This is a genomic window from Campylobacter sputorum subsp. sputorum (genome assembly GCF_008245005.1).
GTDB classification, from domain to species: Bacteria; Campylobacterota; Campylobacteria; order Campylobacterales; family Campylobacteraceae; genus Campylobacter_F; species Campylobacter_F sputorum.
On record NZ_CP043427.1, the window covers coordinates 299,090 to 313,972 of the forward strand.

Genomic DNA, 14,883 nt, shown 5'->3' on the forward strand with positions numbered 1-14,883 from the left:
TCAAAATTAATCTTTAATTATATGAAAAAAAGCATAACATATGTTTAAATTTATAAACTTATATTGGAAATTGATATATAATTTTGCGAAAATTTAAAGGAGAGAGATGAAATATTTAAAACAAATTATGATTATTTTAGGTATATCTTTTTTGGCTGAAATGCTAAGCTATGATTTGCCAGGAAATATACCAAGTAGTATTTATGGGCTTGTTATTATGTTTTTTGCACTTTATTTTAAGGTAATAAAAGTTCATCAAATAAGAGAAAGTGCGGTGTTTTTTATCGAAATTATGCCAATAATTTTTATACCAGCTGGAGTTGGACTTATAAATTCACAAAATGAAATTTTAAAAAATTTCTTCCCAATTATTGCTATAACTTTTATTAGCACTATTGTGGTTATGCTTGCAAGTGCGTTTATGACACAGATTATCTGCAATGTTACTAAAAAAGATAAAGAAGATAATCTATGAGAGAAGTTTTTTTAAATTCTGCGTTTTTTGGTGTATTTTTGTGCTTATTTACACATCAAATCGGTCTTTTGATAAAAAGAAAATTTAAATTTGCTATATTAAATCCACTTTTAATAGCGATAATTTTGTGTATATTATGTTTGTATCTTTTTGATATGCCTTATGAGAAATTTAACGCAAGTGCGAAGCATATCAGCTTTTTTCTAACTCCGGCTACCATTTGTCTTGCAGTTCCACTTTATGAGCAACTTGAATTATTAAAACATAACTATGTTGCAATATTAATTGGGCTTGTAAGCGGTGTATTTTTTGGATTATTAAGTATTTTTGCATTAAGCATACTTTTAGGGTTAGATTATCAAATGTATGTAACAATGCTACCAAAATCTGTAACAACGCCAATTGGCATAGGTATATCTCATCAATTAGGCGGTGTAGTTACTATAACTGTTGGTGTTATATTAATAACAGGTATTTTTGGTAGTGTTATAGCAGATAGTTTATTTAAAATTTTTAAAATAAAAAATAAAATAGCAAAAGGCATTTCGCTTGGTTGTGCATCTCATGTTATGGGAACTGCCAAAGCTATAGAGTATGGCGACATAGAAGGTGCGATGGCATCTTTGTCGATTGCAGTAAGTGGGCTTTTAACAGTTGTAGGTGCGTCTATATTTGCTAGATTTTTTTAAGATTAAAGGATAAATAGTGATAATATCTATAGGAAGACAAACGGGAAGTGGCGGTAGAGAGATAGCTTATAAGCTTTCAAATGAGTTAAATTTTACATATCTAAATAAAGAAAAATTACTTCAAAAAGCCAAAGATTTCGGTTATTTTGAAGAGATGAATAGACTTTATAAGGAAAAACCGGTAAATTCGCTTTTGCAAGCAATTGTAAAAAATGAAGTTGCTCTAGAAAAAAAAGATAATATAAGAAAAATTTACAACGAGCTTACAAAAGATGGGGATTATATCATTGTTGGTAGATGTGCTAATTATTTTTTAAGGCAAAATAGTGATTTTTTGTCTGTATTTTTACACGCTAGTGCCGAGTTTAAGACTAAAAGGATTATGCAGCAAGAAAATTTAAATAAACAAAATGCACTAGAATATATGGAGCTAGAAGACACAAATAGAGAGTCATTTCACAACTACTATACAAATGAAAAATGGGGAGATAGTATTTATTATGATTTATGCATAGATACATCTAAATTTGGTATAGAAAAAACGATAAAATTTATAATAAATGCTATAAAAAATTTATAAATTTATCCAAATAAAACCTCTTTAAGAGTTAATAAAAACATAGAAACATAAAGGACTAAAAGCCACATTTTTTGAGTAGATTTCTCTATTTTGTGGCTTGTTGTAGTTCCAAAATATACCCCTACAAGACTACCAAGCCCTAAAAGTGTTCCAGCTATATAATTTACATGTCCATTTATGGCAAGAGAGATAAATCCACTTACTGCACTAAAAATAACAAAAAATAACCCCATAGAAACTGCTTTTTTGATATCAACGCCAAAAAATCCAACCAAAATAGGCGTTAAGAAAAGTGCCCCGCCAATGCCCATACTTATCGCAAATGCTCCTATGCAAAAGCCTATTATAAAAAGTATAAAATTTGATGGATTTTTTGGGCTATAGTTTAAATTTGATTTAAAAAATTTTAAAATAGCTATAAGAAGTGCTAAAAGTAAGCCAACTTCAAGGACTTTTGAACTAACTGCTGAGACTATAAAACCACTAAATCCAGCTCCTACAAAGCCACCAAGTCCTACGAAAATTCCTTCATCAACTTTGAGTTTGCCTTTTTTGTAATTAACATAAGAGCCAAAAGTTGAACTAAAAAGCATTTGAAGTATTGAAATTCCAACAGCTGTTTTTATGTCATATCCCATGCTCATAACAAGTGGAACTACAATAGTTCCCCCACCTATGCCAAAAAATCCGCCACAAAAACCAGCAAACACACCAAAAATGATTAAAAGAATGATTTCCATCGTGTCAACACAACTTTATTTTAAATTTTTATTCTTTTTATTTTATCGATATTTTTGTTAAGAGATGGTAAAATTGCTTTACTAAATAATTCATTTTTTTGTATAAACTTGGAGTTATATGCTTTTATTAGAACCTTTGATATATTATGAAGAAATTTTAAAAATTTATAAAAATAGCTTTTTAGCAGAAGATAATTTGCAAGTTATCATAGGCGTTAATTGCTCTTATGTAAGTGGCGAAAATGTAGATGAATTGCGAGATATTTTTAACTCTTGTAAATCAAATAAAATCGCTCCTTTTGCTGGACTTTTTGGTGTAATGAGTTATGATATAGTAAAAACTATAGAAAGCATTGGCGATAAAAAAGATAGTTACTATGAATTTCCAAATTTTTATTATGCAAATGCAAATTCATACATTCACTACGATAAAATGAGTAAAATTTATACATTTTATGGTGATTTAAACCTAGAAAATTTGCTTTTAAATGTAGAAGAAAAAATTGTAAAAAACAAATATAAATTTAAAATTTTAACAGATTATGATAGTGAAAAAAAACATTTTTTTGATATGGTAAAAAAAGCAAAAACTTATATAGAAAATGGCGATGTTTTTCAAGTTGTTTTAGGAGAAATTTTAAAAGTAAAAACAGATTTATCAAGCTTGGAATTTTATAAAAAACTAAAAGCAAACAACAAAAGCCCGTATATGTTTCATTTTCCTACAATTTATGGCGATGTGGTCGGAAGCAGTCCGGAGCTCGTTTTTGAGATAAAAGATGATAATATTTTTGTAGCTCCAATTGCAGGAACAAGAAAAAGAGGCGAAAACTACGAAAAAGATATGGTTTTAAAGAGCGATTTACTATGCGATGAAAAAGAATTAGCAGAGCATAAAATGCTGATAGATTTAGCTAGAAATGATGTTGGGAAGCACTCAAAACCAGCATCTGTCAGAGTTGCAAAACCTATGGAAGTTGTGTTTTACGAAAGTGTAATGCATATAATTAGTGAAGTTTGGGGCAAAAAAGACAAAAATAGTGATAATTTTGATATTTTTAAAAGCATTTTTCCAGCCGGAACTCTTAGTGGAAGCCCAAAGATAAGGGCTATGCAAATCATTGATGAGTTAGAGTTAAAGCAGAGAAAAATTTATGGTGGCGGCATAGGTTTTTGGCATTTTAATGAAAATGTCCAAATGGCAATTTTGATAAGAAGTGCGATTTTTGTAGATGGCATTGCTTACATAGGAGCAGGTGCTGGCATAGTTTATGATAGCATTGAAGAAAATGAATATGCTGAAATTTGCAACAAAAGAAACTCGTGTTTGAAAGCTATAAAAGAGTTATGCAAGGAAGAAAAATGATACTTATAATTGATAATTACGATAGTTTTGTTTATAATATATATCAGTATATAAAACAGATGAGTAGCGATGATGTGATGTGTGTTAGAAATGATAAAATAACGCTTGATGAGATAAAAAATCTAAATCCAACTCATATCATTTTAAGCCCTGGACCAAAGCATCCAAAAGATAGTGGAATTTGTTTAGAAATTTTAAAATCAAATTTAAATATACCTATTTTGGGCGTTTGTCTTGGTCACCAAGCGATAGGTCTTGTTTTTGGTGGAGAAATTTCTAAGCTTAAAAAACCAATTCATGGAAAAACATCAAAGATAAAAGTTTATCAAAAAGGTGTGATATTTGATGGTCTAAGCGATGAATTTAGCGTTATGAGATATCACTCTTTGTATGTTAGTAAGATTCCAAAAGATTTTGAAATTTTAGCAAAAAGTTTGGATGATAATGTAATAATGGCTTTTAGACACAAAACAAAGCCTATTTTTGGAGTTCAGTTTCATCCAGAGAGTTATTTTAGTGAGTATGGCAAAAAAATCATAGAAAATTTTATAAAATATGACAAAAATTTAAAAGGAGAAAATATGACAAATTTCGCACCATATATGACAAAACTTCAAAAAGGCTATCCGCTTGATAGCTCTGATTATGAGGTTATTTGTAAAGCATTGAATGATAAAGATTATGACATTGTCCAGCTTGCAGGATTGCTTGTACTTATAAGCGAAAAAAGCCTTTATGCAGATAGTCTTGCAGCGTTAGTAAAAAATATATTAAAATACTCACTTACTTATAGTGATGATGGGGAATTTTTTGATATCGTTGGAACTGGTGGTGATAGACTAAAAACTATAAATATCTCTACAACTACGGCTTTTATACTTGCAGCTCTTGGGGTAAAAGTTTCAAAACACGGAAATAGAGCAGTTACAAGTAAAAGCGGAAGTAGCGATGCCCTTAGTGCTCTTAATATACCAATGAGTGGAAGTATAGAAGAAAATAGAAAACTTTTAGAGCAAAAAGGTTTGGCATTTTTTCACGCACCGCTTTTTCATAAAATCACAGCTGAGGTTAAAGAAGTAAGAGATAGGCTTAAAATCGGAACCGTTTTTAATATGCTAGGACCTCTTTTAAATCCAAATTTATCACTTCGTTATCAAATAGCAGGAAATTATCTTGAAGAGGTTAATGAACTTATGGCAAAAACTCTTATGAATTTAGGCAGAAAACACGCTCTTGTAGTTCATGGAATGGATGGAATGGATGAGATTACAATTTGCGATGAAACTTTAATCCACGAAGTAAAAGATGATAAAATCATAGAGTATAAGATCACACCGGAACAATTCGGTTTTAATAGAGCGTTTCATAAAGATGTTGAGGGCGGAACTGGCGAAGAAAATGGTAAAATTTTAGAAGCAACCTTAAAAGGCGAGATAAGTGGCGCTAAATTTGATATAGTTGTCTTAAATGCTATGTTTGGGATGTATTGTGCTGGTAAGGTTAAAACGCCAATGGATGCAAAAGAAATTATCTTAAAAGCTATAAAAGATGGCAAAGTTTGGGAGTTTTATCAAAACTATAAAAATGCAAAAAATTAAAATTTGTGGTATAAAAAGCGTTGATGAAGCCAGAGTTGTTTTAAGCTTTGATATATCTTATATCGGCGTTATATTTGCTAAAAGTAAGAGAAAAGTTGGCTTAGATCTTGCTATGGAAATTTCAAATTTAGTCCATAAAAACAAAATAAAAATAGTTGGTGTTTTTGCTGATATTAGCGAAGATGAAATTTTAGAAATTTCTAAAAAAGCAAATTTAGATGTAGTTCAAATTTATGGCGAAATTTCGCCAAATTTATATAAAAACTTACACTTAGAAAATATAGAAATTTGGAAAGTTTTTAGCGTTAGTAATGAACTTCCAAATTTAGAAAATGATTTTTATGATATGCCTCTTTTTGATTGCAAAGGTAAAAATATTGGTGGAAATGGAATTAGTTTTGATTGGAGTATTTTAAAAAATTTAAAAACCAAATTTGGCTTAGCAGGTGGCATAGGTGCTTATAATATCTCACTTGCAAGCTCATATAAGCCAGAAGTTATAGATATAAATAGTATGGTTGAAGATGAAAATGGCATAAAATCGGCTAAAAAAATATCTTTAACATTAAGCAATCTAATGGAAATAAAATAATTTTAAAAATATCTAAATACAAAATTTTAGCCCATTTTTGGGCTAAAATTTATTTTTTTTAGTAACTGGAATTTCTTTTCCATTAACTGTTATAAAAGCATCGACATCTGTAAAAAATACTTCTGTATCGCCATCTACTAGTCTTATACCATTTGCAGATGGTTGTCTTTCAAGTGTGAAAATTTTGCCGGCTGCGTCTGTAAATTTGGCAGTTTCATAATTATCTGTAGTATTTACTGTATATACTCCTCCGTTTTTATCAACAAAAACACTTACTTGGACATTATCAGCAATAACTACTGGATCGCCAGTAGGCTCGGATTTGTTTGTTGCACTACAACCAGCAAGTAAAGCAGCAAGACCAGTTGCTAAAAGTACATTTCTTAACATAACTAAACTCCTTGATTTTTAAATAAGTTGAAATAATTATATATATTTTTTGTAAATAATATTAAACTAAAAATAAATTAATAAGTTTAAAAAAGCCAAATTTAACGCAAATTTGATTATAATAAACTAATTTTACACACACAAGGCTTAGCATGGATAAAAAATCGTATTTTGGTGATTTTGGCGGGCAGTTTATACCAGAAACTGCTATGTTTGCACTTGAAGAGTTAGAAGAGGCTTATGAGAGCATTGCAAAAAGTAAAGAGTTCAAAGAAGAGTTGGATTATCTCTTAAAAGAATATGTTGGTCGCCCAACTCCGCTTTATCATGCAAAAAGATTAAGTGAGCATTATGGTCATGAAATTTATCTTAAAAGAGAAGACTTAAATCACACTGGTGCTCATAAAATCAATAACGCTTTGGGTCAAACACTACTTGCTAAAAAAATGGGGAAGAAAAAAGTAATTGCTGAAACTGGTGCCGGACAACACGGCGTTGCTACAGCTACAGCTGCGGCACTTCTTGGACTAAAATGTGATGTTTATATGGGTGAAGTTGATGCAAAAAGACAGGAATTAAATAAATTTAGAATGCACCTTTTGGGGGCTGATGTTGTAGAGATAAAAGATGGCTTAAAAACACTAAAAGAGGCCACAACGGCTGCCATTCAAGCTTGGGTAAATGAGATAGAGAATGTTTTTTATGTAATTGGTTCTGTTGTAGGTCCATATCCATATCCTATGATAGTTAAGGATTTTCAAAGAATTATCGGCGATGAAACCAAAATTCAACTAAAAGAAAAAAATATACAAGCAGATTATGTAATAGCTTGTGTTGGTGGCGGAAGTAACGCTATGGGTATTTTTACGGCTTTTATAGATGATAAAAATGTAAATTTAATAGGCGTTGAAGCAGGAGGACTTGGTGCAAATACTCCTTATCATGCCGCAACTATGACGAATGGAAGAGTTGGGATAATACATGGAATGAAAACTATGGTTTTGCAAGATGAATTTGGAAGAAATTTACCAGTTCATAGCATATCTGCTGGTCTTGATTATCCTGGAATTGGACCAGAGCATTCATATCTAAATAGCATAAAAAGAGCAAAATATGAAGCTATTAGCGATGATGAGTGTATAGAGGCTATAAAAATATCATCTAAGCTAGAGGGCATAATACCAGCTATAGAAAGTGCCCATGCTTTGGCTTATTTAGAAAAACTTTGTCCTACACTTACTAAAAAATCAACTATCGTTGTAAATGTCTCCGGTAGAGGCGATAAAGATGTAAATACTATAATGAATTACAAAAAAGGAACTATTTATGGATAAGATATCAAAAGCCTTTGAAAATAAAAAAGCAAATATCGGATATATCGTTGCTGGTTATCCAAATTTAGAATACACAAAAGAGTTTATAAATTCACTTGATGAAAGTTCTCTTGATATGCTTGAGATAGGCATTCCATACTCTGATCCATTAGCAGATGGAAAAGTTATATTTAATGCTAGTTTTAATGCTGTGCAAAATGGAGTTGATACAAAAAAAGTTTTTGATATGTTAAAGCATTGTAAAACCGATAAATGCTTGGTTTTTTTGGTTTATTATGGACTTATATTTTCTTATGGTGTTGATAAATTTTTAAAAGATACCAAAGAATGTGGTATAAGTGGGCTTATAGTGCCTGATTTACCTTGCGAGGAAAATGAAGAGTTGTATGAAAAATGCAAAAATTTAGGAATTTCTTTGATTCCATTGATAAGCGTAACATCGGAACATAGGCTAAATAAACTTTTAAAAAGATCAAGCGGCTTTATATACGCAGTTGGTTCAATAGGCGTAACAGGTGGCAAACAAACCCCTATAGAGCGTCTTAAAAATATGGTTTCAGATATAAAAAAATCTACAAATTTACCAGTTGCGGTTGGTTTTGGAATAAGGAGTAATGAAGATGTAAGACTTACTAAAACATATGCCGATGGTGCTATAGTTGGGACAAGTATAGTAAAACTTACAGAAAATTGTAGTGTTAAAGATGCTATGAAAGAAATTTCAAAAATATTTGAGGATTAAATTTATAAACATTTTACGCTTTTTAAAGTATAATTGTATAAAACTAGCTTAAAAAGGATAAAAACATGCTTAGTGCTATTGAGTATTCTGTGAAACATTTTTGTGTTGATATATTGGGTTATGAACTTCAAAAAGGTAAAACTTTGGGGAAAGATTATTATGGTGCATCAATACCTATTTTTAAAAATGGTGTAGAATATAGTTTTTATCTATATTTTAAAAAAGAAACATTAAATAGTTTTGGTAAAGCCTTGTTAAACAACGATAAATTGCCAGAAGACGATCTATGTGATATATGTAAAGAAGTCGCAAATCAGATAATAGGTTATGCTAAAAATTTACTAGTAGATAGAGGCAAGGATGAGTATAAACTAGGCACTCCTGAGTATTTGGGTATGACAAAAAACTTTGGCGTAAGATTAAATGAAAAGATTATTTTTAAAATGAACAATAGAACATTTCAAATCGGATATAAAAAAGTATGAGTGAAGATAGCACTTTGAATGTTGCAAGTGAAGCTATAAGTGAGGGGCTTTTTTCTGATTATAGTGAGCTTTTAGATATTAGTGTGTATTTTACAGCAGAGCTTGGCACTACAACACTTAGTGTAAAAGAGTTTATGAAGCTTGAAAATGGCTCTGTGATTGATCTTGAAAAGCCAGCTGGCGAGAGTGTGGAGTTATATATAAATAACAGAATCGTTGGCAAAGGCGAAGTTATGGTTTATGAGAAAAACTTAGCAATTAGAATTAATGAAATTTTGGACTCAAAATCTGTAGTTCAGTATTTTAAAAAAGAGTTATAATGAGATATTTATTAATTATATTTTTATCTTTGCCGCTATTTGGCGTAAATCTTCTTACTTATAATATTTATGAGCGAGATCAAAGAGTTGATTTGATGCTTAGCTTTGATGCCCCGTATGAGGGAAAAATAGTTCAAAAATTAGAAAACGGTATAAACATACTTACATTAAATGGGGTAAGTTTTTCGCAAAATATAGATAGAACACTTGATTCTATGATTTTACAAACTATGTCTATAGAAGGCTCTCAAAACTCTACTAACTTGGTTTTATGGGCAGATAAACCAATAAGCATTGAAGCTGCTATGACTAAAGATAGATATGGTCTAAGAGTTAGGGTTTTAAGCGGAAATACTACTACAAATACAGCTACCGCAACTCAAAACAATATAAATAATGCAATACAATTTGCAAATGAAGATTCAATGCTTGATACAAAATATATAATAGTAATGGTATTTTTAGTTATTTTGATAATAATACTATTTTTTATAAAAAGATATATCACATCTAACAAAAACATATCTTATGGTGTTAGAGATATAAAAAATCCATTGCAAAAATTTATAAAAAATGATAATAAAAATAGTATAGATATCATTTTTCAGCGTCCATTAGATAAACAAAATCAAATTATGTTATTAAAACATGAAAATAGAAAATATCTTATTTTGGTTGGAAGCTCGAATGTGGTTTTAGATAAATTTGGAGCTGATAATATACAAACAAGCGATGATTTTGAAGTATTTTTTGAGGAAAACAGACAAAGACTGGGTAAATTTTTAGAAGAGAGACAAAACTCACTTAGTGATTATAAACAAAAAGCGAGTCTTAATTAATCAAAAGATATAGCAAAAGTTGCAGGTTTTGGTAGTTTTTTAATCTGTTCTTTTTGGATATTTATGTTGTCTAAATTTTCTATATGCAAAGTTTGATTTGATAGCGTAAAAACTAGTTGTTTTTTTACAAACGGCGCAAGTATTTTTGCAAAAGCTAGTATAAAGCTAAGCCATAATATAGTTTTACTATCTGGCAATAAATCACTAAACAATAATAATTCATTTTTATCAATCTCTTTTTTTCCGTGATTTTTTATTATAAGTGATATAAGGCTTTTTTGTGCATGAGTATAGCCATAATTTAAAGAATTTAATACAAAATAACTACTATGCAAATGCTGTGAATAAAATCCCAAATACTCCCCGATATTATGAATTTTTGCTGCTGTTATAAGTTCAAAAAGATATTTATCATCTATCTTGTGAATGGGTTTTAAAGCTATGAATATTTCCTTGCAATATTTACAAATAGTTGAATTATTAGTATGTAAAAATCTATCTTGCAAGGATTTTAAGCTTGGATTAAAATTTGCAGGAAATTTACTAAATTTTCCTAAAATACTATTTAAAAATATACCTTCTCTTACGCCAACTCCGCTTGTGCAGATATTTTTAACTTCAAGGTAATTAGCTATTTTTAAAAATATCATAACCCCCTCCCTGATCGTATCAAGTCTTTCTTGTTTGATGGCATAGTTTTTTAACTCTGTGACATGAGAGTTGCAAATATCTGATATATAATCTTTGTATTCATCAAAATCATATAAAAAATTATGCACTATTTTTAAAGGATAATTCTTTTTTTGCATTATAGAATTTGAAACTGCTCTAAGGCTGCCCCCAATTGCTATTAAATTTTGATTTTTAAAATTTGGCGGTATTTGTGATAATAATGTATCTATAAATTTTTTTGCACCATCTAAATCTTTTTTATCAAAAAATAGCTCTTTTAATCTAACTGTGCCTAAATTTAGCGATATTGTATCAACTACTTTTGAATTTTGTATGAGTGCAAGCTCTGTTGAACCACCTCCTATATCTATAGTTGTTGCTTCTGTAATATCATGAAGTAGATTGCTAGATGCAATTCCTCCAAGCCTTGCCTCCGTTTTGCCGTCTATGCATTTTAAATTTAAACCAAATTTTCTTTTTACAATTGATATAAATTCATTAGCATTTGGTGCGTCTCTTAAAGCAGATGTTCCTACACAATAAAATTTATTGCATCCATACTCTTTGGCTATTTTTTTAAAGTAATCAAAACCATTTAAAACTTTTTGCATTGCATTTGGCTGTATATAACCGCCATTTTCGTATGCATTTTCGCCAAGTCTTGCTCTTACTTTACTTTCATTTAATATATAAAAGCCATATCTACTAGTCCTAGCAAATATGGCCATTCTCATAGAATTAGAACCAAGGTCAATAACGGCGGTTTTTTTTGCCATTACACTTCACTTGATTGTTCGTGTTTTAGTCTAAGTTCCTCTGCTGTTTCTATATTGTCAGGATCAAGTATAATGCAATCTGTTGGGCATACAACTATGCAAGCAGGTTCTGCATAATCCCCAATACATTCACTACACCTATCAGGATCTATGATATAAATAGGACTATCTTCAAAAATAGCGTCATCAGGACACTCTTCCCTACATGCATCGCAACTTATACAATCATTTGTTATCATTAATGCCATTTTTTACCTTTAATAAATTTTTTAGTGAGTTTATACAATAATTCTTTTTAAAAGAAGCTAAAATTCTATTTATTGCGAGATTTTTGTTTAAATTTTATTGATAATGGTAATAATAGATAAGAAATTGCTCCATCTTTTGTTTCTTTATTTTTTATTCCTATACTAGCTCCTATTGCTTGAGCTGCATTTAGTGCCAAAAAAAGTCCGAGCCCGGCTCCGGTTTTATTTCCACTTCTAACAAATGGTGCAAATAAATCTTTGTTTTCATCTATGCCACAACCCTCATCTATAACTTCAACTGTAAATTTGTTATCTTTTGTTATATATGATTTAATCATAATTGTGGATTGTGGCGGTGAAAATTTAATAGCATTTTGAACAAAATTTTGAATTATATGTAAAAATAGAGTTTGTTGTATCATAATCTCAAGTTTATCTGGTTTTAGATCCGTGGATATTTTTATATTTTCTAAATGTGATAAAATTCTAAAACTATTTGTTAGTTCATTTATATAAGATATTATGTCTATTTTTTTAGGTTCTTCGAATTGAGCACCTTCTTGTCTGCCGATTTCTAGGACAGAATTTATCATAGAATTCATTTTATTTATGGCTTCATTATTGTTTTTTAGGGCTTCTATATATTTTTCGCTATCTCTTTGTTTTATTAAAGTTACTTCATTTTTAGTTTTCATAACAGCAAGTGGAGTCTTTAATTCATGTGCAACGCCGATAAAAAGTTCTTTTTGGTATTGCAAAAAAGTTTGAATCCTAGATATCAAATGATTTATGCCACCAATTAACGGAATAAATTCTTGCGGAACATCTTTTGGATCAAATTCTTTCAAATAGCCTTCATTTAAGCTACTTAATTTATATGATAAGGTTTTAATAGGGAAAAGTAGCATTCTTGAAAGAAATAGTGCATAAAAAAGAACTAACAATATAGATGTCGCATTTACAACTATAATGTCAAATAAAACTTGTTTTATTATTTGGTTATATTGCGTTGTTTCTTTTCTTATAAGTATGGTAAAATTTCTTTGTTTGTCTGGAAATACCAAAGTAAGATAATTCGTATCTTCTCTTAAAACATTTTTAAAAAATGGTTTTTGCACAGATGAGTTTAAATCAACTATTTTTATTTGAGTTGTATGATCTTTTAAATAACCATTATTTAAATCTGCTTTTTGTAGATCTTCTTTTGATAAATTTTTAAGTGAATTTGCTTCTTGTATGATATTTTGAACAACTGTTTCAAATATAGTAATTTTTATATAATGGTAAAGCATAACCGATATTATGGTTATTAAAACAGTTGATGCTAGCACCAACTGTAGTATAAATTTACTTCTTAAGCTTTTTTTGGAAAACAAAATCTATATCCACGTCTTCTAACTGTTTCTATTGTAGATATGTTAAGAGGTTTGTCCATTTTTTGTCTGATTTGATTTATTGCAACTTCAATAACATTTGGCGTTACAAGTTCCGGTTCTTCCCAAATTGCATCTAAAAGTTGCTCTTTTGAAACGATTTGATCGCTATGTCTTGCAAGGTGTGTTAAAACCTCAAAAGGTTTTCCTTTTAGTTCTATTTCTTGCCCTTTATATATGATTTTTTCTTCATCTGGGTCTATTGTTAGTTCATCTATTTTGATTGTATTTGTGCCACCAAAGCGTAATCTTGCTTCTATTCTGGCAACTAATATATCAAAATCAAATGGTTTTTTTATAAAATCATCCGCACCTATTTTTAGAGCTTTTATCTCTGTTTCTTTGTTATCTTTTGCAGATAAAACTATCACGGATGTTCTTGCTGATTTTTGTTTTATGATATCGATTAAATCGATCCCGTCTCCATCTGGAAGCATTAAATCTGTTAAAACTAAATCATAATTTCTTATGCCTATAAAATATTCAGCATCTTTGAAATTTTCACAACTATCTGTTTGATATCCGAATTCTTGTAGACCTTCCACTATGGTTTTATTTAGTGTCAACTCATCTTCTACTATTAAGATTCTCATAATTTTTATCTCTCTTTCATAATATTTTAAGGAATTGTATCAAATATTAAGAAAAAATTCAAGATAGCACAAAATCAATAAACTATTTCATCCATAGCACCTACTTTGCAGTTTTTAAGGGCTTGAGGCTTGATAACCCTAATCTTAACAGATATTAAATTTGGAAATTTTAATTTAAGTTTTTCAAAAGTTACTTTTATAGACTCTTCTACAAATTCAAATTTACCATTTTTATAAATTAGCTCAATTTCTTGCATAACTAACCTATAATCAATAATATCGTCACTTTGATATTCTATATCTAAAGTAATGATTTGCTTGTGCTCTCTTTCAAATTCCAAACATCCGATAATTGTTTTAAATTCAAAATCTTTTATGATAGTTTTCATATAACTTTACTCTCTGTTTTGCTTAAAAGTCTTTTTATGTTTGGAATGTGCTTATAAGTAACGATAAATGCGATTATAAGTATTGGTGCGTGAGTATTAATTCCTGGCATATCATAATGAAAGATAAACGATAGAAGAACCATTGCTAGAAGTGCACAAAGACTGGCAAGAGATGATATTTTTAGCACTTTTCCTACAAAAAACCAAACAACTAACGCACCGATTAATTCAAGTGGTAAAAAACACGCGAACACTCCAGCTCCAGTTGCTATACCTTTTCCACCTTCAAATTTAAGATATGGTGAAAAGCAGTGTCCAAGAACTGCAAATACTCCCATGCTCCATAGTGTAGTTATGTGTAAATCAAAAATATATTTTCCTATAAGTATAGGGATTATTCCTTTTAAAGCATCAAAAACCACGACTAAAATGGCTGCTTTTTTGGCTTCTTTAGAGCCGTGTTCTTTTAAAACCCTTAAAACATTTGTAGCACCTATGCTATGGCTACCTTCTTTTCTTATATCTATATTTGTAAATTTTTTACATAAAATAAGTCCAAAAGGTATCGCACCTATGAGATACGCAACTAAATACGCAACTAAATTTTCATTCATTTTTATCC

The 14,883-nt window shown here is 29.8% G+C and carries 19 protein-coding genes; 11 read left to right on the forward strand and 8 right to left on the reverse strand.

Features of this window, described 5'->3' with window-relative positions; translation table 11 throughout:
- The first annotated feature begins 106 nt into the window (after positions 1 to 106).
- The 3 genes from CSPT_RS01495 to CSPT_RS01505 are packed head-to-tail and all read left to right on the forward strand — an operon-like array spanning position 107 to position 1,744.
- Positions 107 to 475, forward strand: coding sequence for a CidA/LrgA family protein (locus CSPT_RS01495; RefSeq protein WP_089181983.1), 369 nt, complete (start codon positions 107 to 109; stop codon positions 473 to 475).
- Positions 472 to 1,164, forward strand: coding sequence for an LrgB family protein (locus CSPT_RS01500; protein ID WP_089181984.1), 693 nt, complete (start codon positions 472 to 474; stop codon positions 1,162 to 1,164). The genes CSPT_RS01495 and CSPT_RS01500 overlap by 4 nt, the downstream gene beginning before the upstream one ends.
- 16 nt (positions 1,165 to 1,180) lie before the next feature.
- Positions 1,181 to 1,744: a cytidylate kinase-like family protein gene (locus CSPT_RS01505; RefSeq protein ID WP_161492067.1), complete on the forward strand. Its 564-nt coding sequence runs from the start codon at positions 1,181 to 1,183 to the stop codon at positions 1,742 to 1,744.
- A 2-nt stretch (positions 1,745 to 1,746) separates the two neighbouring features.
- Here the strand turns inward: CSPT_RS01505 and CSPT_RS01510 are convergent, their stop codons facing one another.
- On the reverse strand, positions 1,747 to 2,484 hold the full coding sequence (locus CSPT_RS01510; RefSeq protein ID WP_089181986.1) for a sulfite exporter TauE/SafE family protein: 738 nt from the start codon (positions 2,482 to 2,484) through the stop codon (positions 1,747 to 1,749).
- Between the two features lie 118 nt (positions 2,485 to 2,602).
- On the opposite strand from CSPT_RS01510, the gene CSPT_RS01515 reads away from it, so the two are divergent.
- Genes CSPT_RS01515 through CSPT_RS01525 form a run of 3 tightly spaced genes read left to right on the forward strand, consistent with a single transcriptional unit; the run spans position 2,603 to position 6,040 of the window.
- Positions 2,603 to 3,850, forward strand: a complete 1,248-nt coding sequence (locus CSPT_RS01515) for an anthranilate synthase component I family protein (RefSeq protein WP_089181987.1) — start codon at positions 2,603 to 2,605, stop codon at positions 3,848 to 3,850.
- Positions 3,847 to 5,448, forward strand: a complete 1,602-nt coding sequence (gene trpD, locus CSPT_RS01520; RefSeq protein ID WP_089183284.1) for an anthranilate phosphoribosyltransferase — start codon at positions 3,847 to 3,849, stop codon at positions 5,446 to 5,448. The genes CSPT_RS01515 and trpD overlap by 4 nt, the downstream gene beginning before the upstream one ends.
- Positions 5,435 to 6,040 (forward strand): phosphoribosylanthranilate isomerase, encoded by a 606-nt coding sequence (locus tag CSPT_RS01525; protein WP_089183285.1) that lies wholly within the window; start codon positions 5,435 to 5,437, stop codon positions 6,038 to 6,040. The genes trpD and CSPT_RS01525 overlap by 14 nt, the downstream gene beginning before the upstream one ends.
- A gap of 42 nt (positions 6,041 to 6,082) precedes the next feature.
- Here CSPT_RS01525 and CSPT_RS01530 read toward each other — a convergent pair whose 3' ends face one another.
- Entirely contained in the window at positions 6,083 to 6,430 is a 348-nt protein-coding gene (locus CSPT_RS01530) for a hypothetical protein (RefSeq protein WP_089181988.1), read from the reverse strand.
- A gap of 152 nt (positions 6,431 to 6,582) precedes the next feature.
- Between CSPT_RS01530 and trpB the strand changes: the two genes are divergently transcribed.
- The 5 genes from trpB (at position 6,583) to CSPT_RS01555 (ending at position 10,150) form a co-directional block, all read left to right on the forward strand.
- Entirely contained in the window at positions 6,583 to 7,764 is a 1,182-nt protein-coding gene (gene trpB, locus CSPT_RS01535; RefSeq protein ID WP_089181989.1) for a tryptophan synthase subunit beta, read from the forward strand.
- Positions 7,757 to 8,506, forward strand: a complete 750-nt coding sequence (gene trpA, locus CSPT_RS01540) for a tryptophan synthase subunit alpha (RefSeq protein WP_089181990.1) — start codon at positions 7,757 to 7,759, stop codon at positions 8,504 to 8,506. Before trpB ends, trpA begins: the two co-directional genes overlap by 8 nt.
- A gap of 65 nt (positions 8,507 to 8,571) precedes the next feature.
- Positions 8,572 to 8,991, forward strand: coding sequence for a restriction endonuclease (locus tag CSPT_RS01545; protein WP_089181991.1), 420 nt, complete (start codon positions 8,572 to 8,574; stop codon positions 8,989 to 8,991).
- A complete protein-coding gene (fliN, locus tag CSPT_RS01550; protein WP_089181992.1) occupies positions 8,988 to 9,311 on the forward strand; it encodes a flagellar motor switch protein FliN in 324 nt (107 codons plus the stop codon). Before CSPT_RS01545 ends, fliN begins: the two co-directional genes overlap by 4 nt.
- The gene (locus CSPT_RS01555; protein WP_089181993.1) at positions 9,311 to 10,150 is read left to right on the forward strand and encodes a hypothetical protein; all 840 of its coding nucleotides are present in this window, start codon (positions 9,311 to 9,313) and stop codon (positions 10,148 to 10,150) included. The genes fliN and CSPT_RS01555 overlap by 1 nt, the downstream gene beginning before the upstream one ends.
- Here the strand turns inward: CSPT_RS01555 and CSPT_RS01560 are convergent.
- The 6 genes from CSPT_RS01560 to plsY form a co-directional block, all read right to left on the reverse strand.
- On the reverse strand, positions 10,147 to 11,598 hold the full coding sequence (locus CSPT_RS01560; protein WP_089181994.1) for a Ppx/GppA phosphatase family protein: 1,452 nt from the start codon (positions 11,596 to 11,598) through the stop codon (positions 10,147 to 10,149). The genes CSPT_RS01555 and CSPT_RS01560 overlap by 4 nt on opposite strands.
- Complete coding sequence (locus tag CSPT_RS01565) at positions 11,598 to 11,846, reverse strand: YfhL family 4Fe-4S dicluster ferredoxin (protein ID WP_089181995.1); 249 nt, start codon at positions 11,844 to 11,846, stop codon at positions 11,598 to 11,600. The genes CSPT_RS01560 and CSPT_RS01565 overlap by 1 nt, the downstream gene beginning before the upstream one ends.
- Before the next feature lie 65 nt (positions 11,847 to 11,911).
- Complete coding sequence (locus CSPT_RS01570) at positions 11,912 to 13,138, reverse strand: sensor histidine kinase (protein ID WP_089183286.1); 1,227 nt, start codon at positions 13,136 to 13,138, stop codon at positions 11,912 to 11,914.
- Between the two features lie 62 nt (positions 13,139 to 13,200).
- Positions 13,201 to 13,872, reverse strand: coding sequence for a homeostatic response regulator transcription factor HsrA (gene hsrA, locus CSPT_RS01575; RefSeq protein WP_033916864.1), 672 nt, complete (start codon positions 13,870 to 13,872; stop codon positions 13,201 to 13,203).
- Between the two features lie 74 nt (positions 13,873 to 13,946).
- Positions 13,947 to 14,261 carry a dihydroneopterin aldolase gene (locus CSPT_RS01580; protein ID WP_089181996.1) on the reverse strand — a complete coding sequence of 105 codons (315 nt, stop codon included), beginning with the start codon at positions 14,259 to 14,261 and terminating at the stop codon, positions 13,947 to 13,949.
- On the reverse strand, positions 14,258 to 14,875 hold the full coding sequence (gene plsY, locus CSPT_RS01585) for a glycerol-3-phosphate 1-O-acyltransferase PlsY (protein ID WP_033916862.1): 618 nt from the start codon (positions 14,873 to 14,875) through the stop codon (positions 14,258 to 14,260). The genes CSPT_RS01580 and plsY overlap by 4 nt, the downstream gene beginning before the upstream one ends.
- Positions 14,876 to 14,883 lie beyond the last annotated feature (8 nt).

Bases quoted from the DNA above. Each gene is read 5' to 3' on its own strand.
- CSPT_RS01495 (WP_089181983.1), top strand. From the start codon at position 107: ATGAAATATTTAAAACAAATTATGATTATTTTAGGTATATCTTTTTTG.
- CSPT_RS01500 (WP_089181984.1), top strand. From the start codon at position 472: ATGAGAGAAGTTTTTTTAAATTCTGCGTTTTTTGGTGTATTTTTGTGC.
- CSPT_RS01510 (WP_089181986.1), bottom strand. From the start codon at position 2,484: ATGGAAATCATTCTTTTAATCATTTTTGGTGTGTTTGCTGGTTTTTGT.
- CSPT_RS01515 (WP_089181987.1), top strand. From the start codon at position 2,603: ATGCTTTTATTAGAACCTTTGATATATTATGAAGAAATTTTAAAAATT.
- trpD (WP_089183284.1), top strand. From the start codon at position 3,847: ATGATACTTATAATTGATAATTACGATAGTTTTGTTTATAATATATAT.
- CSPT_RS01525 (WP_089183285.1), top strand. From the start codon at position 5,435: ATGCAAAAAATTAAAATTTGTGGTATAAAAAGCGTTGATGAAGCCAGA.
- CSPT_RS01530 (WP_089181988.1), bottom strand. From the start codon at position 6,430: ATGTTAAGAAATGTACTTTTAGCAACTGGTCTTGCTGCTTTACTTGCT.
- trpB (WP_089181989.1), top strand. From the start codon at position 6,583: ATGGATAAAAAATCGTATTTTGGTGATTTTGGCGGGCAGTTTATACCA.
- trpA (WP_089181990.1), top strand. From the start codon at position 7,757: ATGGATAAGATATCAAAAGCCTTTGAAAATAAAAAAGCAAATATCGGA.
- CSPT_RS01545 (WP_089181991.1), top strand. From the start codon at position 8,572: ATGCTTAGTGCTATTGAGTATTCTGTGAAACATTTTTGTGTTGATATA.
- fliN (WP_089181992.1), top strand. From the start codon at position 8,988: ATGAGTGAAGATAGCACTTTGAATGTTGCAAGTGAAGCTATAAGTGAG.
- CSPT_RS01555 (WP_089181993.1), top strand. From the start codon at position 9,311: ATGAGATATTTATTAATTATATTTTTATCTTTGCCGCTATTTGGCGTA.
- CSPT_RS01560 (WP_089181994.1), bottom strand. From the start codon at position 11,598: ATGGCAAAAAAAACCGCCGTTATTGACCTTGGTTCTAATTCTATGAGA.
- CSPT_RS01565 (WP_089181995.1), bottom strand. From the start codon at position 11,846: ATGGCATTAATGATAACAAATGATTGTATAAGTTGCGATGCATGTAGG.
- CSPT_RS01570 (WP_089183286.1), bottom strand. From the start codon at position 13,138: ATGCTTTACCATTATATAAAAATTACTATATTTGAAACAGTTGTTCAA.
- hsrA (WP_033916864.1), bottom strand. From the start codon at position 13,872: ATGAGAATCTTAATAGTAGAAGATGAGTTGACACTAAATAAAACCATA.
- CSPT_RS01580 (WP_089181996.1), bottom strand. From the start codon at position 14,261: ATGAAAACTATCATAAAAGATTTTGAATTTAAAACAATTATCGGATGT.
- plsY (WP_033916862.1), bottom strand. From the start codon at position 14,875: ATGAATGAAAATTTAGTTGCGTATTTAGTTGCGTATCTCATAGGTGCG.